Origin of the sequence: Natrarchaeobius oligotrophus (assembly GCF_003841465.1) — an archaeon.
Lineage (GTDB): Archaea > Halobacteriota > Halobacteria > Halobacteriales > Natrialbaceae > Natrarchaeobius > Natrarchaeobius oligotrophus.
In genome coordinates this window covers 1-25,722 of record NZ_REFZ01000022.1, presented here as the reverse complement: position 1 = coordinate 25,722, position 25,722 = coordinate 1, and the positions used below count along the sequence as shown (strand labels likewise).

The following is a 25,722-nucleotide window of genomic DNA, read 5'->3' as shown; positions in this document are numbered from 1 at the left end:
AGCGACCTGTCGCCGGAGAGTCACAAGAATTATATTCTCGTCAACCATCTCTTTTCCTGTGGTTTACGAGACCGGAAACGAAACGATCGACGACGCCCTCGAGCGAGTGTTCGCCGGCGAACGCCTCGATCGAACGGACGGGCTCGCCCTGATCGCCCAGCCGGTCGACCAGCTCGCCGACGCCGGCGCGGTGGTTCGCGACCGCTTCGGGGACGGAACGGTCGACGCCTGCTCGATCGTCAACGCGAAAGCCGGCAACTGCGCGGAAGATTGCGGTTTCTGCGCCCAGTCGGTTCACTTCGACACCGGCATCGACACGTACGACTTCCTCGGACCGGAGCGCGTCCTCGAGGCGGCCAAACGAGCGGAGCGCGACGGCGCCCAGCGTTTCGGCATCGTCCTCGCGGAGAAAGGCGTCTCGAAGGATCGCCGCCCCGACGAGTGGGAGGAGGTCCTCGAGGCGATCGGGCTCGTCCGCGACGAGTGCGACCTCGAAGTCGACGCCTCGCTCGGCATCCTCACCCGCGAGGAAGCCGACATTCTGGCCGAAACGGGCATCAACCACTACAATCACAACATCGAAACGTCTCCGCGGTACTTCCCCGAGATCGTCGACACGCACAGTTTCGAAGACCGCGTCCGGACGCTCGAGGTGGCGAAGGAAGCCGGCATGGACCTCTGTGCGGGCGTTATCCTCGGCATGGGTGAGACGCCGACCGATCGAATCGAGGCGGCCGTTGCACTCCAGGAGATCGGCGTCTCGTCGCTGCCGGTGAACGTCCTGAACCCGATCGAGGGGACGCCGCTGGCGGAACGCGGCGTCGAGATCACGACCGACGAGATCGTCGCGACCGTCGCCGTCTACAAACTCCTCCACCCCGAGGCGCGGATTCGACTCACGGGCGGGCGCGAGGTCAATCTCACCCCCGACGAACAGCATCGCCCGCTCGAGGCGGGCGCGGACGGCATCCTCATCGGGGACTACCTCACGACCGAGGGCCAGTCGCCCGCCGAGGACGTCCGGATCGTCGAGCGCGCCGGCCTCGAACCGAACCGGGAGACGAACGAGTTCGATCCGGAGACGGTCAAAGCCCGCCACGACGCCGGGACGGAACCGGCCGTGCGCTCGAGCGACGGGTCGGCGACGGACGCGGCTGCCGAAAGCGACGACGACTGAACGACGACGAGACGACCGATCACCGACACACGATGGAAGAAATCACGTTTGCAGTCCTTGGAACCGGTGGTATCGGCAGACGAGCGCTCGAGGTTAGCCAGCACAAAGACGACCTCACTCCCGTCGCGGCCTGCGACCGACGCGGCGTCGCGATCGATCCCGACGGACTCGACGTCGACGAACTGCTCGCGGCGACCGAGGGCAACATCGGTGGTGACGCCGCCACCGGTTCCGGTTCCGACGCTGCAGGCAACGATGACGTCACGCGCCACGGCGAGCGCGCGGGCGTCCTCGCGTCGGCACAGGGGAACGAAACCGACGATCCGATCCGGTCGATCGTCGATCGAGGCGACGACCTCGACGCCGTTTTGCTCGCGCTCCCGAACTACGAACACGACTTCATCCCGCGGACGGCGGACCGGTTCGTCGACGCTGGCTACGACGGCGTCCTCGTCGACGTCCTGAAGCGCTCGCGCGTGATCGGCATGCTCGACGACCGGAGCGTCGCTTTCGAGGACGCCGGCGTCACCTTCGTCTGTGGCGCGGGTGCGACCCCCGGCTTCCTCACGGGCGCGGCCGCGCTCGTCGCCCAGTCGTTCGTCGAGGTCGACTCGGTCGACATCCGGTGGGGCGTCGGACTCGCGTCGGGGTACGAGGACAATCGCGGCACCGTCCGCGAAGACATCGCACATCTGCCGGACTACGACCTCGAGACCGTGCGCGACCTCTCCGACGACGAGATCGAGGCGATCGTCGACGACCGCGACGGCGTCATCGAGTTCGAGGACATGGAACACGCCGACGACGTCCTGCTCGAGCGCGCGGGCGTCTGCGAGGCCGCGGACGTCACCGTCGGCGGGGTACTCGATCTTCGGCGCGACGAGAAGCCGATGACGACGACCGTCACCGTGACGGGGACGACGTTCGATGGCGAGCGGGCGACGAACACCGTCCAGCTCGGCGACGAGACGAGCATGGCGGCCAACGTGAACGGGCCGGCGCTCGGCTACCTGAAAGCGGGCGTCCGGCGCAATCGCGCCGGCGAGTACGGCGTCTTCGGACCGGCGGAGCTGATGCCTCGCATTTGATGGGTGGACGATGACACGTCGGAACGGAACCGTGACAGTGAAACCGTGGCGATGACTCCCTTCATCCGAATGGAAGACCGCGGGTTCGACCTCGAGGCGCGTCTCGCGACGCTCGAGGAGAACGAGCTGAACCGGACGTTGTCGCCCGTCGACCGCGTCGCCGAGCGGGGTTACTTCGCACAGTCCTGCGGAGGCGAACTCCCGGTCCTCGACGCCGACGAGGCGCTGGTGTTTGCCTCCAACAACTACCTCGGGCTGACCGACGATCAGCGCGTCCAGGACGCGGCCCGTCGCGCCGCCGCGACCGTCGGCACCGGCTCCGGAGCCAGTCGACTCGTCACCGGCGATACGATGGTCCACCGCGACGTAGAGCGGCTGCTGGCCGAGACGAAAGGAACCGACCGCGCCCTGACGTTCTCGTCGGGATACGCCGCGAACGTCGGGACGATCGCGGCGCTCGAGCCCGACGTGATCTTCTCGGACGAACTCAACCACGCGAGCATCATCGACGGCTGTCGACTGGTCGACTGCGAGACGGTGGTCTACGACCACCGCGACGTCGAGGACCTCCGAGCGAAACTGGCGGCGCGGGCCGACCGGGACGACGCGCCCGTCGATGCTGATTCGGCTTCCGACCCGAACGCCGACGCGTGCTCCGGTTCCGACTCGAGTGCGAGCGCGAGTTCCGACTCGAGTTCGCCCGACGGAACCGAATCGTGGCTGATCGTCACCGACAGCGTCTTCAGCATGGACGGCACCGTCGCGCCGCTTTCTGCGCTCTGCGACGTCGCCGAGGAGTTCGGCGCGTGGGTCATGGTCGACGAAGCTCACGCGACGGGGCTGTACGTCGACGGGGGCGGCGTCGTCCAGGCGGAAGGACTCGAGGATCGCGTCCACGTCCAGATGGGGACGCTCTCGAAGGCGCTTGCGAGCCAGGGCGGCTACGTCGCCGGCAGCGACGCGTTGATCTCGTGTCTCGTCAACGACGCGCGGTCGTTCGTCTTCTCGACGGGATTGACGCCGCCGGCCGCGGCGGCCGCCAGCGAGGCGCTCCACCTCGCGCGCCACGGCGACGCGCGGGAACGCCTCTGGGAGAACGTCGCCCACCTCCGCGACGGCCTCGAGACGATGGGATTCGACGTTCCCGGTGACTCCCAGATCCTCCCGGTCGTCGTCGGCGACCGTCGCGACGCGCTCGCGCTCGAGGCCGCGCTTCGCGATCGGAACGTCGTCGTTCCGGCGATCCGACCGCCGACGGTCCCCGACGGCGAGAGCCGCCTCCGGTTCGCGCCGATGGCGACCCACGAGCAGGCGGACGTCGTCGCCTGTCTCGAGGCCGTCCGGGAAGCGAGCGAGGAGGTCGGTCTCCTGTGAGCCGCTGTCGGGCGAGGTGTACCGAAGCGTGACGACGGACGGCGATCGGCCGAACGGATCGACGTCGCGTCCGCTCGCGATCGTCGGCACCGACACCGGCGTCGGAAAGACCGCGATCACCGCCGGCCTCACCCGCTACTACCGCGAACGAGGGAAAGCCGCTCGAGCGATCAAGCCGGCCCAGACCGGCTGTCCGCCGGACGACGACGCGGCGTTCGTCGCGGACGCCTGCGGCGATCCCGACGCGGCGGTTCGACTGCGCGCCCTCGAGCCGCCGCTCGCGCCGCGGGTCGCCGCCGAGCGCGTCGGCGACCGGCTCTCTTACGACGCGATCCTCGCCGACTGCGAGCGCCAGGTCGACCGCGCGGAACTCGCACTGGTCGAGGGGATCGGCGGGCTCCGGGTTCCCCTCGCCGGCGACCGCGAGGTGATCGACCTCGTCGCCGATCTCGAGGCGACCGCGGTGGTCGTCGCGCGCTCGGGGTTGGGAACGCTCAACCACACCGCGCTCTCGGTCGCGGCGCTCGAACGCCGCGGCGTCGACGTCCGGGGGATCGTCTGCAACGAGTTCGACGGGGCGACGGTCGCCAAGCGGACGAATCCCGCCGAACTCGAGCGGATGACCGGACGCCCGGTCGAGACGGTTCCGTCCGTCGACGCCGACGGGTCGCCGCGAACGCTCGCGACGGGCGTCGTCGACGCGCTCTCACCTTCGTTTCTCGAGCGTCTCTCCGACGTCGACGCGAAATCGATCGAGTGACGGTCGCGCTCGAGCGGCGGTTCGTCCCGACCGATCGTCTCGCTCGAGCGACGATTGCAGACCGACGGCTATCGAGTTCGGTCGACCATCGGAACCGGGCTCGCGGTCAGTCGGGTACCGGCTCGAAGTCGAAATCCGCCGCTCACGGCGACGGGGCGGACCGGATCTCGTCTTCGGGAGCCGCCGTCTTCCCGTCGTGGGTCGGGGTATCCGACTCGAGTACGTTGACGAACGCGGAGACGATCTCCGACTTTCGGTGTTCGACCTCGAGGTGGACGCGCAGGTCCGTGCGCTCGTCGTACGAGTGTGGACAGAAGGGGCAGCCGTGCTGGTCGGTCATTTCGCTACTCACCGTCGTCTAGTAACGACGTTCATCGACGTAATTGTACCGCCAGTTCTCGATCCGACGGATCGAGTGCCGAGAACGCCGGCGTCGACGACCGGTCGCACCCGACCCGGGACGGCGCTCGCCGGAGCGCCCGCTGGCGGACGGCCGGTTGGCAGATCAGAGAAAGTCGCTCAGGCCGGACTGGTCGTCGTCCTGGTCACGCTCGTCCGACGCGTCGGCGCTCGAGCCGTCGTCGGACTCGCCCGCGTCCCCGCCGTTCGGCGAGGCGAGCGTTTGCTGGCCGTCCTCGCTGTCGCCGTCCGTCGCGGTCACGTCCACGTCTTCCGACTCACCGCCCGCGTCGGCTCCGGCCCCGTCGCTCGAGTCTGCCGGCGCGAAGAACGCCGACCCCGAGTGTTCGACCGTCGCCTCCTCGATGAGCTCCTCGGCGTCCTCGACGACCGACTGAACCTTGTTGGTGTCTTTTCCGCTCCCGGTGACGAACGAAACCTCGCCCTCGTCGAGGTCGTAGGCGGCGGCCATCCGAACGGTCAGCTCGCGGTTTCGACAGTGGTGGGTCATCGCGGCGAGAAACGGCATGATCTCCCGGCGAGCCGTCGCGACGCTCGTTCCCTCGCGCTCGGCGATGCGCCCCGCGATGGCGTCGCGCGTGTTGCGCGTCCCCTTGGTTCGGCCGAGTTTCGACCAGTAACTCGGCGGGCCGTACCGGGTCCAGCCGCCCTTGCTCTCGCGCCGGGAGGCGGCGACGCCGGCGGTCATGTTGTCCGTCGCGTACCGCCAGAACGAGTAATCCTGCGTCGCCCGGACCCGGCCGAGCCACCGATCGGCGTTCGAGAGAAAGCCGTAGGCGTCGGCGAGCTCTGGACCCTCGTAATCCTTCGGGACGTTGTCCTCGATCCAGTTGAGGAGTTCGTCGGGCGTTTCGTCGACGTCGTAGGACGCCCGAAGCGCCCCCTCGGCGTCTTCCTCTTTGATCAGCGCGTCGAGAAAGTCGAAGATACCCTCGGTTCGGTCGCGCGCGCTCGTAACCACGTCGTCGACGGTCAGGCGGTTGGCCTCCTCCGCGACGGCCTGCAGGTCGTTGACCGCGGATCGGAGGTCGCCGCTCGTCGACTCCGCGATCTTCTCGAGGGCCGCCTCGTCGTACTCGATTTCCTCCCGGCGACAGATGTCCCGCAACACCGGGACGATCGAGCGCTTGGAGACGTCGCGAAACTCGATCGTCTCGCAGCTGCTTCGCAGCGACTGGCTCATGTCGTAGAACTCGTTTGCGACGAGCACGATCGGCTGGCTGGCGTTTTTGACGACGCGGGTAACTTCCCGGGAGCCGCCGTAGTCCGCGTTGCCGTGGAAGTTGTCGGCCTCGTCGAGGATCACCAGCCGCCGGCCCGCCCCGCCGGCGGTCAGGGTGCCGCTCTTTGCGGCCTCGCCCGCGACCCGTTCGATCACGTCCGCCTGCCGGTCGTCGCTTGCGTTGAGCTCCATCACGGGCCAGTCCATGTCGTTGGCGAGGGCGTGAGCCGCCGACGTCTTCCCCACGCCGGGGCTGCCGTGGACGATCACCGCGTCCCGGTGGTCGTCCCAGCTTTCGGCCCACTCCTCGAGTTTGTCGCGGGCCTTGTTGTTGCCGCGCACCTCCGACAGCGTCGTCGGGCGGTACTTCTCGGTCCAGTCGCTCATTGCGTGGTGGTTGGTGCGAGCCGCGTTTAGTGGTTGCGGAGCGTTACTCGGCGTCGACTGTCTTCAGGTCCAGACGGGGAGTGACGTCCTCGTACGTGTCGTCGCTCGAGACCACGGTATCGCCGTTAGATTCGACGAGGTGAAGCGCGTCGAACGGCGTGAATTCGTGGTCCTCCACGTACGTCGCCGCCGTAACGACCGTCTCCACGTCACCGCGTACCTCGACGAGGTTGGCGGCGTTCGAGACGACGCGTTCGGTATCACGTTCCTCGCGGTAGGCGACCATCAGGAGTTCGATGAGCGTGAACTGCGACGTCCACAACTCGTCGCGGTGCTCTCGGTACACCGACTCGGCGGCCTCGCCGAGCCAGTCGTCGTCCTTGATGAGCGCGAGCAGAAAATCGGTCTCCGCGTACATTTATCGCCCGGCCTCGTCGAGGGCTGCTTTTCGTGCGTCTTCACGAAGTTCGTCGGCCGACTTCTCGACGTCCGCGAACTCGTCTCTGAGCGCCTCGAGCGGGTCGTCGGCGATCGGAACCAGTTTGATTCCGTCGGGAAGTTGAACGACGTGATATCGGTCCCCGTATCGCTCTCTGACCTCCTTCGGGAGCGTGAGGCGGCCGCGGTCGTCCAGTGCGACGTCTGACATACCTCGGCGTACGGTGGGTGAAAATAAAAATGTTCCCCGATATGTGGAAATGCCCACCTCAAATTATTTAGTGGGAGTTCGTGTTCGTGTCCACGAGTAAACGACGATAGGCATTCGACGGCCCCATCACATCGTCCCGACGTCTCGGTCCAGTCGCTTACTGCGTGGTGGTTGGTGCGAGCCGCGTGCAGTGGTTGCGGAGCGTCACTCCTCGGCGACCGTCTTCCAGTCGAAACTGGAGTCGCCTTCGGTCGAGACCGGACGCGACGTTCGCGTTCGCGTCCTCACGGACGAGCGTTACCGACCGGCTTCCTTGAGCGCTTCCGTCCGCGCCTCCTCGAGAAGATCGCCGTAGACCTGTCGACTTCTTCGAACCCGCCTCCGAGCGCTTCGAGCGGATCGCCGCGACCGGTACTCGTCCGATCGTTTCGCGTCGTGAGCGACATCGGCCCGCCCTCGTGGCGCTGTCTGCGTCTCTCGACGGAGAGCGATCGCCGACGGGGGCGCGTCCGCTCCCGGCCGGCCCGCGAGCGTACGTACAAGTGTCCGGCCGACGACGCTCGAGGCATGCTCCGCGTGCTCGCAGACGAGGACGTCGCGTCGGTGCTCGACCTCGAGGCGCTGCTTCCGGTCGTGGCCGACGCGTTCGAAAAGCAGCGAACGGGCGCGATCGAACGGCCCGACCGCCCGCACTACCCGATCGGAGTCGGACTCGATCCCGACTCACCGGAGCGCGAGACGGGGACCGCGCTCTGCATGCCGGCGTACGTCCACGGAGCCGCCTACGTCGCGACCAAACTCGCCACGGTCTGTGAGGGGAACCCGGATCGCGGATTGCCGACCGTCACCGCACAGATCTGTCTGACGGACGCCGAAACCGGCCAGCCCGTCGGCTATCTCGCGGGAAACCGGATCACGAACGCGCGGACCGGCTGCATCGGGGGTCTGGGTGCGCGCGAGCTCGCGGCCGACGGCCCAGTCGAGCTGGCGGTGATCGGCGCGGGAACGCAGGCCCGCTGGCAGGCCAGAGCGATCGCGGCCGCGGTCGGCGACGATCTCGAGTCGGTCCGCATCCACTCGCCGAGCGAGTCCAGATTCGAGTGTGCGACGGCCCTCGACGCCGAACTCGAGGCTCGGGTGCGTGCGGTCTCGAGTCCCCGCGAGGCCGTCGACGGCGCGACGGTCGTCGTTACGGTGACGACGAGCACCGAACCGGTGGTTCCGGGCGAGGCGCTCGCGGCCGGAACGCTGGTGATCGCCGTCGGCGCGTACACGGCCGAGATGCGAGAACTGGACGACGAGACGATCGATCGGGCGGCTCGAATCTTCGCGGACGTGCCGACGGAGGCGGTCGAGACGGGAGACCTTCGCGGTCATCGCGACCGTGAAGTTCGCCGGTTCGGCGACGCGCTCGCCGACGGACGGGGACGGCGATCATCGGACGAGATAATCGTCCTCGAGAGCGTCGGCTCGGCGGTGCTGGATGCCGCGACCGCCGAATTCGTCTTCGAGCGCGCGCTCGAGACGAATCTCGGAACGACGGTTTTATTGTAGATCGGCCCCCAGAGAACGGAAACCGATCGTCCGGACGCGTACCGTAACAGTTGGCCACGACACTGAAATACGAGCTTCGCCTAGTAATTCCTGACTGTCCGTCGATGCTTTCAACGAACGCCGATTTCTCCGTGGGGGAGGAACGTGCGGCCGCGGCGCTGGTGGCGGGTGAGCAACGGTGACGCGCCGGTCGGTTCCGATCGTCGATCGCGTGACGGACGCCTTTTTCGCGCTCGATACGGACTTTCGATTCACCTACCTCAACGACCGCGCCGAGACGCTGTTGAAACGCTCCCGCGACGAACTGATCGGTCGGGTGATGTGGGACGAGTTTCCCCAGACCGTCGAGACGCAGTTTCCCGACGGGTTCCACCGGGCGATGGAAGAACAGGTTCCGGTGGCGTTCGAGATCTACCACGCCCAGCTCGAGACCTGGTTCGAAGCGCAGGCGTACCCCTCCGAAGACGGTCTCTCGGTGTACATGCGCGACGTCACGGACCGAAAGAGCAAGGAGACGACGATCGCCCAGCACGCGGCCGTCGTCGAAGCCGTCCACGACGGCGTGGTCACGCTCGACCGGAACCGAGAGATCGTTACCGTCAACGCCGCGATGGAGGAGTTTCTCGGGGCCGATCGCCGGGAGCTGTGTGGCGAACACGTCGAAATCATCCCCGAGCTAGCGTCGATCGCGAACGAAGACGCCGTCGAGATCGGCCGGGCGATCACCGACGTCGACATCGGCACCGCGGACAGACGCCAGCTCGAGGTGCCGTTTACCGACGCCGACGGCGTCGATCGGATGGGCGAGTTCCGCTTCGTCCCGATCGAAGACGACACGGCCACCGTCGCGGCCGTCGTTCGCGACGTCACCGACCAGCACGAGTACGAACGCGTCGCTGCCTCGTTGCACGAGATCACTCGCTGGCTGCTCGAGTCGGACGATCCGAACGAGATCTGTGCGATCGCGGTCCACGCGGGCAGCGACCTCCTCGACCTGCCGATCAGCGGCGCGTGGCTGCTCGACGAGGAACACGGCTATCTCGAACCCGTCGCCGGAACGGCCGGCGCACACGACGAGTTCGGCGGTCTCCCGCGCTTTCATCCGAACGAGGGGCTCGTTTGGGACGTGTTCGAGGCCGGTGGTGTCGAGCGATTCGACGACCTCGAGGCGGTCGACGGCCTCTACAACCCGGAGACGCCGATCCGTTCGGAGATCATCGCGCCGATCGGAACCCACGGCGTGCTCATGACGGGATCGCTCGAGCCACACCGCTTCGACGAGACGGACGTCGAGTTGCTCTCGACGCTCACGGAAAACACCCGCGCGGCGCTCGATCGTGCCGATCGAGAACGGCTCCTTCGGGAACAGACCACCGAGCTTCAGCGCCGAACCGAGCGCCTCGAGGGCGTCGCGAACGTCCTCTCGAACGATCTCAAACGGCAGCTCGAGGCCGTCGCCGACGCGCTCGAGACTGACGGGGACGAGCACTGGGAGTTTCCGCTCGCGGAGGATTCGGTCGAGCCGACGCTCGACCGCGCCGAGCGGCTGGTCGACGACGTCCGCGAGTTCGCTCGAAACGCCTCGACCGTGCGGACGCGCAGTCGCGTCCGGCTCGATCGGATCGTCGCCGAAGCGGCGGAGGCGTCCCGCCTCGACGAGAACGCCGTCGCCGTCGACCGCGCGGCGACGCTGAGGGCGGACGCCGATCGGCTCGTCTACCTGCTCGAGACGGCGTTCGACGACGTCGCGTCGCGCGCTGACGACGACGTCTCGGTTCGGATCGGTCTCACCGGCGTCGACGACGCCGATCAGCCCCGCGGGTTCTACCTCGCCGACGACGCGCGGGAAGCGCCGCCGTCGACGATCGACCGCCTGCTCGATCCCACGACCGAAGACGACGCGGCGATCGACGGCCTCGGCCTCACGCTCGTGCGAGCGATCGCGGAGGCCCACGACTGGACGCTCTCGGTCGAGACCGACTGCGAAACCGGCTCGCGGATCGAGATTCGTGGCGTGATGACGCTCGAGCCCGCGACGACCGACGAAGACGAGGAGTCGACTCGTCGGAACGATCGGTCGCGAAACCGAAGCCGAACGGCGTAGTTTACTCGTCGAGTAGCGACTCCCGCGTGATGTCTCGACAGAGCTGTCGGTAGCTGTCGCCCTCGAGCAGCTCCGACACCGTCTCGTCGACGCGAGCACGCAACACCGCGAGGCGATCCTCGAGTCTGGCGTACTCCTGGCTGGATTTTCGCTCGGCTTCGGTCTTTCGTCCGTCGAGGAGTACCTTCTTCGACGCGACGGCGAAAAATTCCTGTAACTGCTCGTCGTACGTCGATCGTAACAGGAGTTGTTCGATGACGTCGGTCAGTTTCTCCCTGGCGACCGGCTTGACGAGGTAATCGTCGAATCCCATGCTGACGATGTCGAAATCCGGTTCGATCGCGGTCACCATGGCGACCCGACAGTCGAGATTTCGATCGCGAATCGTCTCGAGAACCGTCTCCCCGGGCAGGCCGGGTATCCGCCGATCGAGCAGGACGACGTCGACGTTCTCGTCGATCGATTCGAGCGCCTCGTTGCCGTCGTATGCGGTCTCGACGTCGTACGCTCTCCCGAGCCGGGATGCGTACAGCTGTGCGAGCTCCGGTTCGTCTTCTACGATCAGCACTGACGGGCGGTCGATCGACATCCTCCGGTCTCCTGGTCGTTGGTTCGCCGTGCGCACCGAGAATACATCAACGTACCGGGACCGAGAACGGAAGACGACCGAACGGGAACGACCTACTCGAGTTCGGCGTCGATCGTCGATCGGAGGTCGCGAATCTCCGCCGCCTCCAGCGAGATCGTTCGGTCGCCGACGGACGCGGCGAGCGTCCCGTCGTCGGTGACCGTTCCGAGCGAGACGACCGGCGCGACCCCCGCGAACGCCTCGCGGACGTCCTCGGGAGCGCCGGTCTGGATCAGCGCGCGCCCCGGCTGTTCGTGAAACAGCGCGCCTGCGGGGTCGTCCGCCTCGAGGGTGACCGCGAGGCCGGCGTCGTCTGTCACCATCTCCGCGAGGGAAACGGCGAGACCGCCGTGGCTGACGTCGTGGACCGCGGCCGTGGCGTCCGCGTTCGCGACGGTCGCGAGCGTCTCGACGAACGCGGCGGGATCGTCGGGCAACGCAGGGAATCGATCGCTGCCGTCGAACCGCGCGAGGTACTCCGACCCGCCGAGGCGAGCGTCGCTCGACTCGAGGCCGAGGTCGCCGACCAGCAGAAGTTCACCGCCCGCGTCGGCGTCGACCGAAAGCGGCGGGGCGTCGTAGCCGTCTTTGACGCCGACGAGCGCGAGCGTCGGCGTCGGCGGAATCGGGCCGGTCGCGGAGTCGTTGTACAGCGAGACGTTCCCGCCGACGACGGGCGTCGACAGCGTCTCGCACATCTCGGCGAGCCCGTCGACGATCGCCGTGAACCCGCCGTAGACGTCCGGCTTCTCGGGGTTGCCGCCGTTGAGACAGTCGACAGCGGCCAGCGGCGTCGCCCCCTTGGCCGCGACGTTCGTCGCGTTCTCGAGTGCGATCGCTCGCGCGCCCTCGCGCGGCGCGACGCTGGTCCAGTTCGGGGCCGCACCCGCGGAGATGGCCAGCCCCTGGCCGCTCTCGCGGATCGCGACGATCGCCGCGTCGTCGCCCGGTCCGACGCTCGTCCGGACGCCGACCTCGTGGTCGTACTGGCGGTAGACCCACCGCTTCGAGGCCGTGTTCGGACTCGAGAGCACCGCGTCGACGGCCGCCTCGGGATCGACGTCCGGCAGGTCGGTGTCGGGCTGAGCCGGTTCGTCGACCGCCAGATCGTTCATCGGCGCACCCTCCCCGAGGAAGTGCGCGTCGACGTCGACGACGGTCTCGCGGTCGCCCGGTTCGTCCTCGAACGTACAGACGTAGTTGCCGTCGGTGACCTCGCCGATGACCGAACAGCCGAGGTCGAACCGTTCTGCGATCTCGCGGACGCGGTCGACGTTGTCGGGTTCGATCTCGTAACACATCCGCTCCTGGGACTCCGCGAGCAGGATCTCCAGGGCGTTCATGTTCGGCTCGCGCTGGTGGACTCGCTCGAGTTCGATGTGCGCGCCGAGGCCGCCTTTCGCGACCATCTCGCTCGAGGCACCGCCGAGACCGGCCGCACCCAGATCGCGTGCGGACTCGACCAGTCCCTCCTCGACGAGAACCTCGTTGGCCTCGATGAGCAGCTTCTCGGCGTAGGGGTCGCCGACCTGGACCGCGGGTCGATCCTCGGTTTCCGCGTCCTCGGCCAGATCCTCGCTCGCGAAGCTCGCGCCGCCGAGGCCGTCGCGGCCGGTCGCGTTGCCAACGAGCACCAGTTTGTTCCCGGGCTCCTGGGCTTCGGCGGTAACGAGTCGCTCCTCGTTCGTCAGGCCCACGCAGGCGACGTTGACCAGCGGATTCCCCTCGTAGTCGGGGTGGAAGTCGACGCTCCCTCCGACCGTCGGGACGCCGATGCAGTTGCCGTAGTGGCTGATTCCCTCGACGACGCCCTCGAAGAGGTACTTCGAGTGCTCGCGATCGAACTCGCCGAAGTACAGCGAATCGGTGAGCGCGATCGGGTACGCCCCCATCGAGAGCGTGTCGCGAACGATGCCGCCGACGCCCGTGGCGGCGCCGTCGAACGGATCGACGTAGGAGGGGTGGTTGTGGCTCTCGATTCCCATCGTCACGTACGTTCGCTCGTCACCTTCGCCCTCGCCGTCGCTCTCGGGGAGTGCGACCACCGCCGCGTCGTCTCCGGGTCCGACGACGACCTGTTCGCCGTCGCTTTCGAACGCCGAGAGGAGGGGTCTCGAGGAGCGGTACGCGCAGTGCTCGCTCCAGAGGTTCTCGAACAGCGCCGCCTCCGCCGGGGTCGGTTCGCGGCCCAGCTCCGAGACGACGAGTTCGCGGTCCGAATCGGCAAGACTCATTCATGTCGGTGGTGGAAGTGGGGCAGTAAAGGGGTTTCTATGTGCACGTTCGTGTAACGGTCGTCGGGTCCGACCTCGCCGGTCTCGACGCGACCGACGAGAATCCAGCCGCGGCTCTCGAGCGCTCGGCGGCTTGCACTCGACGGCGTGCTCGCAGCCGCTGGGCCGGACCGAGGGGCTTTTCATCAGGCAACGTAAACGCATATCCGTGCTGTCGGTCGAACTCCACGTGCACTCGGCGCTGTCCTACGACGGTCGCGACCCCGTCGATCTCATCCTCGAGCAGGCCGAGGGGATCGGCCTGGACGCGATCGCGATCACGGATCACGACGAGATCGACGCCAGCCTCGAGGCCGCCGACCGAGCGCCGGAGTACGGGCTCGTCGGCATTCCCGGAATGGAGATCTCGAGCAAAGCCGGTCACGTTCTGGGGCTGGGCGTCACGGAGGCGATTCCGCCCGGCCTCTCTTTCGAGTCGACGATCGAGGAGATTCACGCCCAGGACGGCCTCGCCGTCATCCCTCATCCCTTTCAGGAATCCCGTCACGGCGTCATGGCCCGGATCTCTCGCGACCAGCTCGCGACCGGCGACGCCATCGAAGTGTACAACTCGCGGCTGCTGACCGGGCGGGCGAACCGACAGGCAAAGCGGTTCGCCCGCTCGCACGGACTGCCGATGACCGCCGGCAGCGACGCCCACATCAGCGAGATGGTCGGGCAGGCCGTCACCCGCGTCGACGCCGACGAGCGCTCCGTCGACGCGATTCTCGAGGCGATTCGCGAGGGAAAGACGTCCGTCGAGGGAAAACGAACGCCCTGGCACATCAGTTTCAGACAGGCCGCCGGCGGCGTCCGTCGCCGGGTGCGAAACGGCGTCGTGGGGTTGTTCCGGTGACCGACCTCTGCGGCGGGGATCCGCGGCTCGTTCGCCGCGCCATCGAACGCGACGAGGCGCTACCGGGAACCGCGGGCTTTGCGGGCGAGGTCGACGGCCGGCTCGTCCGCGACGTCCTCGGGCGCGTTCCGCTCTTTCTCGAGGGCGACGCCGATCGCCCGACCGACGCGCCGGCCTGGTCGTTCGAACCGACGCCGCTCGCCGATCCCGTCCTCGTTCCCGCGGGCGGCGTTCTCGACCTCGAGTCCGGTCCGTCGGCCGCCGCAGATCTCGAGTCGGCCGTCGACCACCGCTGGACGCTCCCCGATCCGGAACCGGACGACGAGGGGGTCGCGCTCGAGCGCCTCGACGGCGCGATCCGGACGGGGGCGGATGCCGCCCGGGCCGTCGAGGGCGACGTCGCGGTTGCCTTCTCCGGCGGCGTCGACTCGGCGCTCGTCGCGGAACTCCTCGACGTGCCGCTTTTCGTCGTCGGCTTTCCGGACAGCCACGACGTCGAAGCCGCCCGTACGGCGGCCGCGGCGATGGGACGCGACCTCACCGTAGTCGAACTCGAGCCGGCGGACCTCGAGCGGGCGGTTCCGCGCGTCGCGCGAGCCATCGGCCGGACGAACGCGATGGACGTCCAGATCGCTCTGCCGCTGTTTCTCGTGGGCGAACGCGTCGCCGCGGAGGGCTACGAGGCCCTCGCGGTCGGCCAGGGCGCTGACGAACTGTTCGGAGGCTACGAGAAGGTCGTTCGCCTCGATCACCGCGTCGACGCCGAGACGACCCGCGCTGCGGTGCGAGAACAGATACGGAGCCTCCCCGACCAGCTTCCCCGCGACGTGCTCGCGATCGAGGCGACCGGCCTCGAGCCGGTCGCTCCGTTTCTTCACGACGCCGTCGTCGACGCGGCGCTGGGGCTGCCCGACGAGTTGCTGGCCGACGAGGAGATCCGCAAGCGGGGCCTCCGGCGCGTCGCATCGCGGTATCTCCCCGCCGAGGTCGCCGCCAGGGACAAGAAGGCGGTCCAGTACGGCAGCCTCGTCGCCCGCGAACTCGACCGGCTGGCCCGGCAGGCGGGCTACAAACGGCGGATGGACGACCACGTCTCGCGGTACGTCGCGTCGTTGCTCGAGAATGCGGACGGGATCGACTGACGGCGATGGCGGTGCCGGTGCCGTCCGGTTCAGGACGGGAGCGGACAGAGACTCGCCGTGAAGATGACCGTCTCGTCGGTGTCGTTTCTCGCCCCGTGTTCGACCCCTCGCTCGTGGAGGACGACGCCCGGCGCGTCGATTCGTTCGTTCTCGCCGTCCTGCAGTACCGTTACCGTCCCTTCGAGCACGTGAAAGACGTTGGTGCTGTCGCCGTGTTCGTGGGGCTCGAGTTCGGCGTCGGGTCCGAGCGCGAACGCCTTCACGAGGATGTCGTCGGTGACGACCAGTTCGGTGCTTTCGACCTCGCCGTCGGCCGGCTCGAGGTCGGCGAGCGCGTCGGTGTACCTGTCGAGCGTCATCGGCCGACAGTTCGCGGACGAGCACAATAATCGCTGTCCCTGACGGGCGGCTGCCGCGGGGATCGGTGCTGGCTGCGCCGTCGTCCCCTCGAGCGATCGCGACGGCAGTAACTGCCGCGGATCTCGAGCGCGTCGGAAACGGTGACCGCAGTAGAAGCGTCAGTCCTCGAGTTCGGTCGGCAGGGCGTCGTCGGGCGTATCGGCGGTGTGCTCGTCGACCGTGCGGCGGTTGATCTCGCCGATCCGGTTCGAGATCTCCGCGACGAGTTCCTCGACCGGCTCCTGGACGGGGCTCTCGTCGTTTTTGACGATCGCGCCGTCGCTGCCGTCCGCGCCGAAGTCCGGATGGATCGGGATCCGCCCGAGCAGCGGGACGTCGTACCTGTCGACGATGCTGTCGGCGCCTTCGGTGCCGAACAGGCCGTGCTGGTCGCCACAGCTCGGACAGATGAACGAACTCATGTTCTCGACGACGCCGAGGACGGGCGTGTCGTGTTTGTTGAACATCTGGATGCCCTTGCGGGTGTCGTCGAGCGCCATCTCCTGGGGCGTCGTGACGACGACCGAGCCCGTCACCGGCATCGACTGCAGCAGGTTCAGCGTCGCGTCGCCGGTTCCCGGCGGCAGGTCGACGACGAGGTAGTCGAGTCGACCCCACTCGACGCCCTCGAGAAACTTCATCATGAACTTGTTCACCATCGGACCGCGGAGGATCGCGGGATCGTCCTCCTCTTCCATCATGAAGCCCATGCTGATGACGCGGACGCCGTCGGACCGGGGCGGAACGATCTCCTCGTTGGGCGTGACGCCGGGTTCGCTCTCGACCGGCAGGATGCGGGGAACGTTCGGGCCGTGGATGTCCGCATCGAGGATGCCCACCATCGCGCCGCGTTTCTCGAGGCCGGCGGCGAGGTTCGCGGCGACCGTCGTCTTCCCGACGCCGCCTTTCCCGGAGGCGACGGCGATCACGTTTCGCACGCGGGGCAACACTTCGTCGTCGAAACCGTGTTCCTGACCGACGTGTGCGCGCAGGTCGGCCTCGAGGCCGGCTTCGTCACAGACCTCTCGGATGCGGTTGCCGATCTCCATCTCGGAGGGCGCGTAGGGTGCGTTGAACGCGAGCGAGATCCGGGCGGTCTCGTCCTCGATGGTGACGTCGTTGACGAGTCCGAGCGAGACGATGTCCTCGCCGATGTCCGGGTCCTCGATCCCCTCGAGTTCGATTTTGAGTTCGTGTTCGGTGATACTCATAGTGCGTCGTATACTCTGAGCGGACGAACGGGACCGAACGGGATACGTGTGATGGTTCGGCTACCGAACCGTCCCACGGGACCGACGTCGAGAGGCGCGGTGGGTCACCGAAATCGGGATCGGACTCGAGGTGATGAGACGACCCGCGTGCGCGAGCGGACGCCCTCGCTACGGTCCGCGTGGGGAGAACGGCTCGGGCGCACCGCCGAAGAAGACGATCCCGAGCATCACCGTCAACACCAGCATCGAAACCCACATCGTCGTCGTCAACCCGACGAGGTAGGTGACGCCGAGTAGCCCCGTCTTCGTGTCTCGAGGGACGCCGACGAACCAGGCGACGACCATCGCGTAGATCGGAACCAACACGACGCCGAAGATGAGCCACGTTCCGGTGTTCGGAAATCCGGTCAGCCCTTCGGTCGGTCCGTAGCCGTGGTAGAGAACGGACGCGAGCAGGCGGTGTGGAATCATCGCTCGCCTACCGTAACCATCCCCGACGGAGTCGTGGTACGGCCTGCACGTGCAAGCGATACGTACGGGGCGACGAAAAACGCGAAAATCGAACCGCGATCGATCCGATTACGGCGGGCCGACCGAACCGAACGGTTCGGGCAGCCCACCGTAGAAGACGATGCCGATGATCATCGTCAGGAAGAACATTCCGATCCACATCTGTGCGGTGATCCCGACGAGGTAGGTGACGCCCATCAGGCCGGTCTTGGAGTCGCGCGGTTCGCCGACGAACCACGCGATCACCATCACGTAGACGGGAACCAGGATGACCCCGAAGATGAGGTAGGTTCCGATGTTCGGGAAGCCGGTCAGCCCTTCCGTTCCTTCGTAGCCGTGATAGAGGACGAACGAGAGGGCGGACGCGATCGATGCCGGCGCGATCATGCTTCCACCTCCGGTTCGGTCGCGGCGTCGTGGGCTGACTCGTGATCGCCGTCGTGGCCGTGATCACCGCGAAGGTGCTCGACCGCGTGGAGTTCGACGACCGGAACCAGCTTCGAAACGACCAGGAAGATCAGCGTGACCATCCCGATCGTACCGAACACCGACATCAGCTCGATCGCGCTCGGGAAGTACTCGCCGGGCGTTCCCTCGTAGATGCTGAACGTCGGATACCAAAAGCCCGAGATGACGAAGTAGGTCTTCTCGACGAGCGTCGCGAACAGCACGAACACGCCGGCGACGATCGCCCGCTTCTTGCTGAACAGCGACGGCCGAAGCGTCGTCGCGAAGATGTACGCGAGGACGCCGAGTACCATCAGAATCGGAACGATGTACATCGGGTGCGAGAACTTGGAGGCGGTCGCGTCCGCGTGGTCGACCGTCGGCGCGAAGCTACCCGCGGTGAGCTGCTGGAGCTGCAGCCACAGGAACAGCAGGCTGAAGAAGCCGAGCCACAGCAGGAGTCCGCGGAAGATGTCGTCGGTGATGATGTGATCCCAGTCGTACGCGCGACGGAACGCGTAGGAAACGAGGATGACGCCGCTGATCGCGGACGTCAGCGCGATCGTCAGGAACTGCGGCCCCTGGATCGCACCGAACCAGCCCGGATAGTTCGGCAGGACGGCGAACAGCCACGGGATGACCCCGCCGTGGAGCAACAGCGGAGCCATGATGATGATCGCCAGCGCGACCCACCAGACCATCCGCTCGATGATCTCGTCTTCTTTCTCGCTGTAGCCGACCGTCATCGCGTCGTAGACCAGTCCATACACGTCGGGAAGCTGTTTGCCGCCGACTTCCGGCGCGAACGAGGGAAGCTGATCGCGAAGCCGCGAGATGTCGTATCGAAGCGTGAGGCCGAGGTAGGTCGCCGTCAGCACGAAGTAGGCCGTGATGACGGTGACGTCCCACACCAGCGGCGAGTTGTTGACCGTGATGTGGTAGTGGCCGAGCACGCTCGTGACCATCCGGTCCGGACGGCCCATGTGGACGAGAATGTAGAAACCGGCCGCGGAGAGGCCGGCGATCGTCAGCAGTTCCGCGAGTCGAGCGACCGGCATGTATCGGTCCATCCCGAGCAGCCTGACCGCGGCCGAGAGGATGATACCGCCGTGGGCGATGCCGACCCACCAGATGAACGCGCCGATGTACAGTCCCCACGTGACGCCGCCGCCCGAGCCCCAGTCGGAGAGGCCGGTGACGGCCAGCCCCTGCTGTAGCTGGTACAGCCAGCCGACCAGGAACGCACCGAACACGAGGGCGCAGACGCCAAAGAGCGCGACGTACTTCTTCGTGAACGTGTTGGTCGGACGGAGGATGTCCTCCTTGGTCGGCGTCTTCGTGCTCATAGCGACACCCCTGCGTCACCGACCGTCTTCTCGTCGAGCACGTCCTTGCGGTTGTCCGTCAGGCCCACGTCGTCGTAGGCGACCGGACCGTCGACCTGCTGTGCGTTCGGACCAGGTTCGTTACCCAGGTAGACGATGTTCGGGTTGGTCCCGATGTCCTCGAGCAGCCGGAAGTTCGACTCGGGCGAACCGGCGTAGGCCTCGAGTGCGGCCTGCGCGTCGCTTTCGCTCGGCCCGTCGAACTCGTCGTCTTCGCCCGGCTCGTCCGCCAGACGGAGCGGGACGAGGACGTCCTCGCTCGCGAGGTCGAGGCCGTGAGACTCGAGCACGTCGAAGATCTCCAGAATGTTCTGTTCGTACTCGACGTACTCGGAGTCGCCGACGCCCATCTCCTCGGTGACGATGTCGATCGCAAGGAGGATCCGGAGCATCTCCTCGTCGAGGTCCTCGGACGCGTCGAGGACGGACTCGAGGTCGTCGTCGGCGCCGTCGAGTTGCTCCTCGAGCGTGTCGGCCGAGGGTGCGCTGACGTCCATCCGGACGAGCGCGCGTCCCCGGCTCGGGTTGTCGATGTACGTCTGTGGGTCGCTGTCGGGATCGTTCATGTTTCCGAACTGGATCGCGTCCGGCGGACACGCTTCTTCGCAGGCCGTCGTCCCGACGTACTCGTCGCCTTTGAACCCGTCCTGGCGGGTCGGACACATCGTACACTTGCTCATGACGCCGCGAGGCGCGCGGCTGTCGGTCCACCGGCCGCGCTCGTCGTACAGGTGGTCGTTCTCCGCGCCCATCTGTTCGGCGTGCTCGCGAACTTCGTCGATGCTCGCGTCGGGTTCGTCCCACTGGAAGTAGTTGACGCCGTAGGGACAGGCGACCTGACAGTACCGACAGCCGATGCAGACGTCGTAGTCGGTCAGGACGAGACCGTCGCTGTCGCGGGTGTGACGGGCCGTCGTCGGGCACACCTTCTCACACGGCGCGTCGGTGCAGTGCTGGCACGGTCGGACGAGCCGGTTTCGGCTCGTGTCCGCGCCGCCTCGGGGCTCCTCGTAGTCGAGGACGTACATCCAGTTGACCCCCTGGTCCAGGTCGTTCTCCTGGGAGCAGGCGGTCACGCAGGAGAGACAGCCGTCACAGCGCTCGAGATCGATCGCCATCCCCCACTGGATGCCGTCCTCGCCGTCGTCGTCCTCCTGGGCGGCGACGTTCGGCTCCGGTTCGCCGGCGTCGGCGGTTCCCCAGGCACCGAGTCCGACGAACGCGGCTCCCGCCCCCATCTTTTTCATCACGTCGCGGCGACCGTCCTCGCCGTCGCCCTCGAACGTCGAGAGCACGCGGGAGAACGTCCCCTCCTCGGCGGCCTTCAGCTCCTCGTAGGCCTCCTCGGTGGGACGGTCGTCGACGCCGAACTCCTCCATGACGTCCTCGTGGTACTTCTCGTGGAACTCGGCCTCGGACAGTTCGCCTTTGGTGACGCGCATCGCGTCTCTGGCCATGTCCATCCCGAGATCGCTGTCGTACTCGGTATCGTCGAGCATGGCCTCGAGATCGTTCTCCCACTCCTCGCCGAGCGGGTGGAATGACTCGTCGTCTGTACTCATCTACTCAGAACACCCCTGGCATGTTGTTTCTCTCACGGAGTGGATACTCAGCGACAGATACTTGAATACGTTCATTTGTGCTCCACTGGTGCGGAGTCACAACTAGATACGATTGAAGTATCGAGCCGATTTCCAACTCGTGAGAACCGGTGCGAACTTGTTCGGTGTTATATACGGTGCCCGCGTCGACGGCCCGAGTACGATCCGGCCGGAAACCGTCCGACGGCGAGGAAACGAAGCGATCCGAGACGGACGAAGCGGTCCGTCTCGGGTGGACGGAGTCTAGATCGGCCGCCGGCGTGGGGGATCAGTACCGACGCGACGTCGCCGATCGACGAGAAACGACCTCAACCGGTCGCGAACTGTTCGACGAGCGGGTCTTGGTCGTCGAGGCCCGGAACGTCCTCGACGAATCGCTTGACGATCGCCTCCTCGGCGCGGTGGAGCGTCTCGCTGCAGGTCGATTTGGCGATGTCGAGGTGATCCGCGAGTTCGGTCAGCGAACACCGGCGGGGCGTGTCGTAGTACCCCTGCTCGACCGCGGCGGCGACGACCTCGAGCTGGCGATCCGAGAGGAGTTGACTCTCGTGGAGGCGTTCGGTGACGTTGTCGATGCGGTACCTGAGCCCGAACTGCTCGAGCTGTTCGGCCAGTTCCGCGAGCCGTTCTCGCGAGCCGGCCACCTCGACCGTCGCCTCGCCGTCGCGAATTTCGACGGGGAGTTCGATCGGCATTCCGGACTCGCGCGAGGAAAACAGCAACAGCGGAGCCGTCGTCTCGAAGTGGATCGTCGCCTCGTCGTCGGTCCACTGGACGAGCGTGAGTTCCGTGATCTGTGGGTGGGCCTCGACGTCGCTGACGACTTCCGGAACGTCCGGTCCGGTGACGCGAACGAGCGCGAACCCCGACTCCGCACCGGGAACCGCGGCCAGCACGCGGAAGGTCGCCTCGGGGTACTCCGTCGAGACCTGCTGAATCCACACCTGCTCCGGCATCGTCACCGTGAGTGTCGCCTGGGCCATGTAATCACCTTCTAATCGTCAGTACGAACCCGTGGTGACGAATATATTCGCCCGATTCCTACCGACTGGGAATGAGTGCCGAACTGATTCGTGCCAACGCCCAACAGCCCACCTCCCGAACGGCGATCCATGGCATCCGAACCAGCCGACCGGACGCTCGACGTCCGGGAGATCGACGGCCCACCGTTCGACGACATCGTGACCGCACTCGAGCAACTCGAGTCCGACGACCGGCTTCGGCTGCTCGCGCCCTTCGAACCGGCTCCGCTGTACGAGGTACTCGAGGCGCGCGGCTTCGCTCACGAGAGCGAACGACGCGACGACGGCGTCTGGCGCGTGTTCATCGAACGCGCCTGAGGGTGCCGACGAAGCGGGGCGGCCGAACCGGTTCGCACGAACACCGATCCGTCCGGGGCGTCGACCTCCGTTCGCATGACGAGACTCGACGTCAGGGACGTCCCGCCGGTGAACCGCCATCCGACCATCCACGAGCAGTTCGACGCGCTCGAGCCCGGCGAGACGCTAACCATCGTCAACGACCACGAGCCCAAGCCGCTGTTCTACGAGTTCCAGGCCGAAGTCGAGAGCTTCGACGCCGACGGCTACGAGGTCGAACGCGTCGGTCCCGAGGAGTTCGTGGCGCGGTTCCCGAAACGCGAGCGCTGATCGATCGTTCGGCGAGAGACGGATTCTCCGACCGCCACACGGGTGCGTGGTCCGCAGATACCCGCTGATCTAGCCGGGAATACGTTCGTTTGCAACCCGCCGGCTTTTGCGGACTGCGGGACGCACGCGACACACCACCTCGGATCCCCGTGAGACGCGCCGCGGCCCCCGTCCGTCACGGTACCGACGCCCGACAGCCGCGTGGCCGAACGCCGTCGTCGACCGTCGGGTCGCGAACACGTACGGCACGAGAGAGAGGTGACTGCGGGCCGATCGGTCCCGTATGCAGTCGCTCGCATCGATCGTCGACCGAACCGACGCACCGTCGGACCGACCGCGCGAAACGATCGACGTCCGAACGCTCGGCCCCCCGGAGCCGCTACAGCGCACGCTCGAGCGGCTCGTCGACCTCCCCGACGAGACCGTGCTGATCCAGCGAAACGATCGCGTGCCGCGGTTTCTCTTTCCGAAACTCGAGGAGAGGGGGTACGCCTACGAGACGGTCGACGGCGGGACGGAGGTCGTCACCGTAATCTGGCGGCCGTAGTCGTCGACGCGCCACGGACGTCGAACCGCGTCGATCCAGCCTGACGGCCGTTCTTCTCCGATTCGTCCCACCACTGACACGAACATGTTCGCTCAGTTTCTCCCCGTTCAAGAATTTGCGACAGAGGTGAACGTGTGTATGGCAAATATGGGGATAGAGGTTAAGGAAAATGACTACAACTACCATTAACCGACGATCGTTCATCCAGGCTGCCGGCGCGACCGGTGCCGTCGCGGTCGCCGGCTGTCTCACTACCGACGCTCCGCCGAGCGAGGCGGGGGGGAACGGGAACGCCGACGCCGACGACGGCGACCAGGGACTGCCGCCGGCCGAGGAGGTCGGCGTCGGCCACATCGCGGCTGACCCGACCGACGTTCCGCCGCCGGTCGACTGGGACGAGCCGCGGACGCACGAGATCACCCTCGAGACGATCGAGGTGGTCGCGGAGGTCGAACCCGACGTCACCGTCGAGTACATGACCTACGACGGCCAGATCCCCGGCCCGATGATCCGGGTCCGCGAAGGCGACACGATCGACCTCACCTTCGAGGTGCCCGACGAACACAACAGGGACACCCACAACGTGGACTTCCACGCGGTGTACGGACCCGGCGGCGGCGCCGTCGCGACGACGATCGCACCCGGTGACGAGCCGGCCAGACTCCGGTTCAAGACGAAGTACCCCGGCGTGCACATCTACCACTGTGCGGTCCCGAACATGGACCAACACATCAGCCTGGGGATGTTCGGCGCGATCCTCGTCGAACCCAAAGAAGGGCTCCCGGAAGTCGACCGGGAGTTCTACTTCGGCCAGCACGAGCTGTACACCAACGGCGATACGGGCGAGGACGGCCACCACCACTTCGACTTCGACGCCTCGGCCGACGAGGACCCGACGTACGTCCTCATGAACGGCGAGGCCTACGGCTTCACCGAGGACGGCCAGCACGGTCCCGTCGAGGCCGAAGTCGGCGAGACGGTTCGAGTGTACTTCGCCAACGGCGGCCCGAACTTCACCAGCGCGCTCCACCCGATCGGCAACGTCTGGTCGCGGTTCTACCGCGACGGCGACCTGCTCTCGGAGCCGGCGCGAAACGTGGAGACGTCGCCGATCGCACCCGGCACCGTCGTCGCGGGCGAGATGGAACTCCCCGTTCCCGGCCCGATCAAGATCGTCGACCACGCGCTCTCGCGGGTCGTAAACAAGGGCGCGCTCGCGGTGATCGACGTCCAGGGAGACCCGAACCCGGACGTCTACGACGAGCCGTGATCCGTCACGGCCCGACGCCGCGGCTTTTCCCGCCGGCAGCTCTCGTTGCACAGCTCCCCGGCTCGACTCGAGAGACGCCGAGCACTCCCGTTCCAACCGAGTATTTCATACACCCTCGTTCGAAATTTCGTACTGTTGTAGCACAGATAGCCGTGTACTGAGCCGTCGTCGTCGACGGTCGCTCCCGTCGCTCCGACGAATTGGCGTGAGGGCAACGGGACGTCGCCTCGCGACCGATCTCTCACGTCCAGACGCGCAAGCAATCGTTCGAGCAGAAGTGGAGGTCGACCTGCTCGCCCGATCCGCCGTCGACGTACGTCCGGAGCGTGTAGGCAATCTCGTCGTCGGACTCGCAGTTGTCACAGGTCGCGTCGACGCACTCTCCGCGGCCAGCGTTGGCGGGCGTATCGGCGTACATATCGATCGAAGGCACCGACTACCCCCTTCAGTATGCCCCGGTTAGAACGGTTCCGCGCCGGGAAAGTCGACACTAACGCGGATCAATACCGAATTGGAAAGACGAAACTGAATCGAAACGACGGACGCGACGACTCCACATCCGACGACGCGCGGTCGCAGCCGATCTCACGTTCGGGTCACGCCGGCGCGCCGCCTTCGGCCTCGAGCAGTTCGTGATACCGGTTGCGGATGGTGACCTCGGAGATGCTCGCGACCTCGCTGACCTCGTTCTGGGTGACCTTCTCGTTGGTCAGCAGGGCGGCGGCGTACACCGCCGCGGCGGCGAGGCCGACCGGTGACTTGCCGCTGTGGATCCCCGTCTCCTTGGCCGTCTTGAGCAGCCGCCGAGCGCGTCGTTCGGTCTCGTCCGAGAGATCGAGGTCGCTCGCAAACCGCGGGACGTAGCTCTCGGGGTCTGCGGGCTGGACCTCGAGGCCGAGTTCGCGGATCACGTACCGGTACGTGCGGGCGATCTCGTCCTTCTCGACGCGGGAGACGGCGGAGATCTCGTCGAGGCTGCGGGGGGTGCCGGCCTGGCGGGCGGCGGCGTACAGCGCCGAGGTGGCGACGCCTTCGATCGATCGTCCCGGCAGCAGGTCCTCCTCGAGGG

General features: G+C 66.8%; 27 protein-coding genes. 12 read left to right on the top strand and 15 right to left on the bottom strand.

All coding sequences use genetic code 11. The features are described from left to right. Positions 1-58 precede the first annotated feature (58 nt). The 4 genes from bioB to bioD all read left to right on the top strand — a co-directional run bounded on the left by bioB (position 59) and on the right by bioD (position 4,399). Positions 59-1,177, top strand: a complete 1,119-nt coding sequence (bioB, locus tag EA472_RS19485; RefSeq protein WP_124193174.1) for a biotin synthase BioB — start codon at positions 59-61, stop codon at positions 1,175-1,177. Positions 1,178-1,209: 32 nt separating this feature from the next. Beyond that, positions 1,210-2,265: a transcriptional regulator gene (locus EA472_RS19480; RefSeq protein ID WP_124193173.1), complete on the top strand. Its 1,056-nt coding sequence runs from the start codon at positions 1,210-1,212 to the stop codon at positions 2,263-2,265. 69 nt (positions 2,266-2,334) lie between these two features. Further along, the gene (locus tag EA472_RS19475) at positions 2,335-3,639 is read left to right on the top strand and encodes an aminotransferase class I/II-fold pyridoxal phosphate-dependent enzyme (RefSeq protein ID WP_124193192.1); all 1,305 of its coding nucleotides are present in this window, start codon (positions 2,335-2,337) and stop codon (positions 3,637-3,639) included. Positions 3,640-3,667: 28 nt separating this feature from the next. Further along, the gene (bioD, locus tag EA472_RS19470) at positions 3,668-4,399 is read left to right on the top strand and encodes a dethiobiotin synthase (protein WP_124193172.1); all 732 of its coding nucleotides are present in this window, start codon (positions 3,668-3,670) and stop codon (positions 4,397-4,399) included. Between the two features lie 142 nt (positions 4,400-4,541). Here the strand turns inward: bioD and EA472_RS19465 are convergent, their stop codons facing one another. The 4 genes from EA472_RS19465 to EA472_RS19450 form a co-directional block, all read right to left on the bottom strand. Then, a complete protein-coding gene (locus EA472_RS19465; RefSeq protein WP_124193171.1) occupies positions 4,542-4,751 on the bottom strand; it encodes a hypothetical protein in 210 nt (69 codons plus the stop codon). 153 nt (positions 4,752-4,904) lie between these two features. Further along, positions 4,905-6,428 (bottom strand): replication factor C large subunit, encoded by a 1,524-nt coding sequence (locus EA472_RS19460; protein ID WP_124193170.1) that lies wholly within the window; start codon positions 6,426-6,428, stop codon positions 4,905-4,907. Between the two features lie 43 nt (positions 6,429-6,471). After that, positions 6,472-6,846, bottom strand: a complete 375-nt coding sequence (locus tag EA472_RS19455; protein WP_124193169.1) for a PIN domain-containing protein — start codon at positions 6,844-6,846, stop codon at positions 6,472-6,474. Next, positions 6,847-7,077, bottom strand: a complete 231-nt coding sequence (locus tag EA472_RS19450; RefSeq protein ID WP_124193168.1) for an AbrB/MazE/SpoVT family DNA-binding domain-containing protein — start codon at positions 7,075-7,077, stop codon at positions 6,847-6,849. 567 nt (positions 7,078-7,644) lie between these two features. On the opposite strand from EA472_RS19450, the gene EA472_RS19445 reads away from it, so the two are divergent. Then, positions 7,645-8,631, top strand: a complete 987-nt coding sequence (locus EA472_RS19445; protein WP_124193191.1) for an ornithine cyclodeaminase family protein — start codon at positions 7,645-7,647, stop codon at positions 8,629-8,631. 178 nt (positions 8,632-8,809) lie between these two features. Further along, positions 8,810-10,735, top strand: coding sequence for a PAS domain-containing sensor histidine kinase (locus tag EA472_RS19440; protein WP_124193167.1), 1,926 nt, complete (start codon positions 8,810-8,812; stop codon positions 10,733-10,735). Position 10,736: 1 nt separating this feature from the next. On the opposite strand, the gene EA472_RS19435 is transcribed toward EA472_RS19440, so the two are convergent. Continuing rightward, on the bottom strand, positions 10,737-11,324 hold the full coding sequence (locus EA472_RS19435; protein WP_124193166.1) for a response regulator transcription factor: 588 nt from the start codon (positions 11,322-11,324) through the stop codon (positions 10,737-10,739). A 92-nt stretch (positions 11,325-11,416) separates the two neighbouring features. Then, a complete protein-coding gene (gene purL / locus EA472_RS19430; protein WP_124193165.1) occupies positions 11,417-13,597 on the bottom strand; it encodes a phosphoribosylformylglycinamidine synthase subunit PurL in 2,181 nt (726 codons plus the stop codon). A 208-nt stretch (positions 13,598-13,805) separates the two neighbouring features. On the opposite strand from purL, the gene EA472_RS19425 reads away from it, so the two are divergent. After that, positions 13,806-14,492, top strand: coding sequence for a PHP domain-containing protein (locus tag EA472_RS19425; RefSeq protein WP_124193164.1), 687 nt, complete (start codon positions 13,806-13,808; stop codon positions 14,490-14,492). Further along, positions 14,489-15,634, top strand: a complete 1,146-nt coding sequence (locus EA472_RS19420; protein WP_124193163.1) for an asparagine synthase C-terminal domain-containing protein — start codon at positions 14,489-14,491, stop codon at positions 15,632-15,634. The genes EA472_RS19425 and EA472_RS19420 overlap by 4 nt, the downstream gene beginning before the upstream one ends. Positions 15,635-15,663: 29 nt before the next feature. Here EA472_RS19420 and EA472_RS19415 read toward each other — a convergent pair whose 3' ends face one another. The 7 genes from EA472_RS19415 to EA472_RS19385 all read right to left on the bottom strand — a co-directional run bounded on the left by EA472_RS19415 (position 15,664) and on the right by EA472_RS19385 (position 22,170). Further along, entirely contained in the window at positions 15,664-15,993 is a 330-nt protein-coding gene (locus tag EA472_RS19415; protein WP_124193162.1) for a cupin domain-containing protein, read from the bottom strand. A gap of 159 nt (positions 15,994-16,152) precedes the next feature. Next, entirely contained in the window at positions 16,153-17,244 is a 1,092-nt protein-coding gene (locus EA472_RS19410; protein WP_124193161.1) for an Mrp/NBP35 family ATP-binding protein, read from the bottom strand. A gap of 168 nt (positions 17,245-17,412) precedes the next feature. Then, entirely contained in the window at positions 17,413-17,715 is a 303-nt protein-coding gene (locus EA472_RS19405; RefSeq protein ID WP_124193160.1) for a hypothetical protein, read from the bottom strand. A 108-nt stretch (positions 17,716-17,823) separates the two neighbouring features. Further along, entirely contained in the window at positions 17,824-18,141 is a 318-nt protein-coding gene (locus EA472_RS19400; RefSeq protein WP_124193159.1) for a hypothetical protein, read from the bottom strand. Then, complete coding sequence (nrfD, locus tag EA472_RS19395; RefSeq protein WP_124193158.1) at positions 18,138-19,547, bottom strand: NrfD/PsrC family molybdoenzyme membrane anchor subunit; 1,410 nt, start codon at positions 19,545-19,547, stop codon at positions 18,138-18,140. The genes EA472_RS19400 and nrfD overlap by 4 nt, the downstream gene beginning before the upstream one ends. Further along, entirely contained in the window at positions 19,544-21,148 is a 1,605-nt protein-coding gene (locus EA472_RS19390) for a 4Fe-4S ferredoxin N-terminal domain-containing protein (protein ID WP_124193157.1), read from the bottom strand. The genes nrfD and EA472_RS19390 overlap by 4 nt, the downstream gene beginning before the upstream one ends. Before the next feature lie 347 nt (positions 21,149-21,495). Then, a complete protein-coding gene (locus EA472_RS19385) occupies positions 21,496-22,170 on the bottom strand; it encodes a helix-turn-helix domain-containing protein (protein WP_124193156.1) in 675 nt (224 codons plus the stop codon). 129 nt (positions 22,171-22,299) lie between these two features. On the opposite strand from EA472_RS19385, the gene EA472_RS19380 reads away from it, so the two are divergent. From EA472_RS19380 to nirK, 4 genes are all read left to right on the top strand, one after another. Continuing rightward, entirely contained in the window at positions 22,300-22,527 is a 228-nt protein-coding gene (locus EA472_RS19380; RefSeq protein WP_124193155.1) for a DUF2249 domain-containing protein, read from the top strand. Positions 22,528-22,602: 75 nt separating this feature from the next. Further along, on the top strand, positions 22,603-22,836 hold the full coding sequence (locus EA472_RS19375; protein WP_124193154.1) for a DUF2249 domain-containing protein: 234 nt from the start codon (positions 22,603-22,605) through the stop codon (positions 22,834-22,836). Between the two features lie 283 nt (positions 22,837-23,119). Further along, positions 23,120-23,383 carry a DUF2249 domain-containing protein gene (locus tag EA472_RS19370; RefSeq protein ID WP_124193153.1) on the top strand — a complete coding sequence of 88 codons (264 nt, stop codon included), beginning with the start codon at positions 23,120-23,122 and terminating at the stop codon, positions 23,381-23,383. Positions 23,384-23,552: 169 nt separating this feature from the next. Continuing rightward, the gene (nirK, locus tag EA472_RS19365; protein ID WP_124193152.1) at positions 23,553-24,653 is read left to right on the top strand and encodes a copper-containing nitrite reductase; all 1,101 of its coding nucleotides are present in this window, start codon (positions 23,553-23,555) and stop codon (positions 24,651-24,653) included. Positions 24,654-24,894: 241 nt separating this feature from the next. On the opposite strand, the gene EA472_RS22665 is transcribed toward nirK, so the two are convergent. Next, positions 24,895-25,071, bottom strand: a complete 177-nt coding sequence (locus EA472_RS22665; protein ID WP_165874946.1) for a hypothetical protein — start codon at positions 25,069-25,071, stop codon at positions 24,895-24,897. A gap of 178 nt (positions 25,072-25,249) precedes the next feature. Further along, positions 25,250-25,722 (bottom strand): transcription initiation factor IIB (locus tag EA472_RS19360; RefSeq protein ID WP_133306990.1); only part of this gene is annotated, 473 nt, incomplete at its 5' end.

Coding starts and splice junctions, on each gene's coding strand:
- EA472_RS19380 (WP_124193155.1), top strand. CDS start 22,300: ATGGCATCCGAACCAGCCGACCGGACGCTCGACGTCCGGGAGATCGAC.
- purL (WP_124193165.1), bottom strand. CDS start 13,597: ATGAGTCTTGCCGATTCGGACCGCGAACTCGTCGTCTCGGAGCTGGGC.
- nirK (WP_124193152.1), top strand. CDS start 23,553: ATGACTACAACTACCATTAACCGACGATCGTTCATCCAGGCTGCCGGC.
- EA472_RS19460 (WP_124193170.1), bottom strand. CDS start 6,428: ATGAGCGACTGGACCGAGAAGTACCGCCCGACGACGCTGTCGGAGGTG.
- EA472_RS19475 (WP_124193192.1), top strand. CDS start 2,335: ATGGAAGACCGCGGGTTCGACCTCGAGGCGCGTCTCGCGACGCTCGAG.
- EA472_RS22665 (WP_165874946.1), bottom strand. CDS start 25,071: ATGTACGCCGATACGCCCGCCAACGCTGGCCGCGGAGAGTGCGTCGAC.
- EA472_RS19445 (WP_124193191.1), top strand. CDS start 7,645: ATGCTCCGCGTGCTCGCAGACGAGGACGTCGCGTCGGTGCTCGACCTC.
- EA472_RS19375 (WP_124193154.1), top strand. CDS start 22,603: ATGACGAGACTCGACGTCAGGGACGTCCCGCCGGTGAACCGCCATCCG.
- EA472_RS19385 (WP_124193156.1), bottom strand. CDS start 22,170: ATGGCCCAGGCGACACTCACGGTGACGATGCCGGAGCAGGTGTGGATT.
- EA472_RS19410 (WP_124193161.1), bottom strand. CDS start 17,244: ATGAGTATCACCGAACACGAACTCAAAATCGAACTCGAGGGGATCGAG.
- EA472_RS19415 (WP_124193162.1), bottom strand. CDS start 15,993: ATGACGCTCGACAGGTACACCGACGCGCTCGCCGACCTCGAGCCGGCC.
- EA472_RS19450 (WP_124193168.1), bottom strand. CDS start 7,077: ATGTCAGACGTCGCACTGGACGACCGCGGCCGCCTCACGCTCCCGAAG.
- EA472_RS19400 (WP_124193159.1), bottom strand. CDS start 18,141: ATGATCGCGCCGGCATCGATCGCGTCCGCCCTCTCGTTCGTCCTCTAT.
- EA472_RS19390 (WP_124193157.1), bottom strand. CDS start 21,148: ATGAGTACAGACGACGAGTCATTCCACCCGCTCGGCGAGGAGTGGGAG.
- EA472_RS19435 (WP_124193166.1), bottom strand. CDS start 11,324: ATGTCGATCGACCGCCCGTCAGTGCTGATCGTAGAAGACGAACCGGAG.
- EA472_RS19455 (WP_124193169.1), bottom strand. CDS start 6,846: ATGTACGCGGAGACCGATTTTCTGCTCGCGCTCATCAAGGACGACGAC.
- EA472_RS19370 (WP_124193153.1), top strand. CDS start 23,120: ATGCAGTCGCTCGCATCGATCGTCGACCGAACCGACGCACCGTCGGAC.
- nrfD (WP_124193158.1), bottom strand. CDS start 19,547: ATGAGCACGAAGACGCCGACCAAGGAGGACATCCTCCGTCCGACCAAC.
- EA472_RS19480 (WP_124193173.1), top strand. CDS start 1,210: ATGGAAGAAATCACGTTTGCAGTCCTTGGAACCGGTGGTATCGGCAGA.
- EA472_RS19405 (WP_124193160.1), bottom strand. CDS start 17,715: ATGATTCCACACCGCCTGCTCGCGTCCGTTCTCTACCACGGCTACGGA.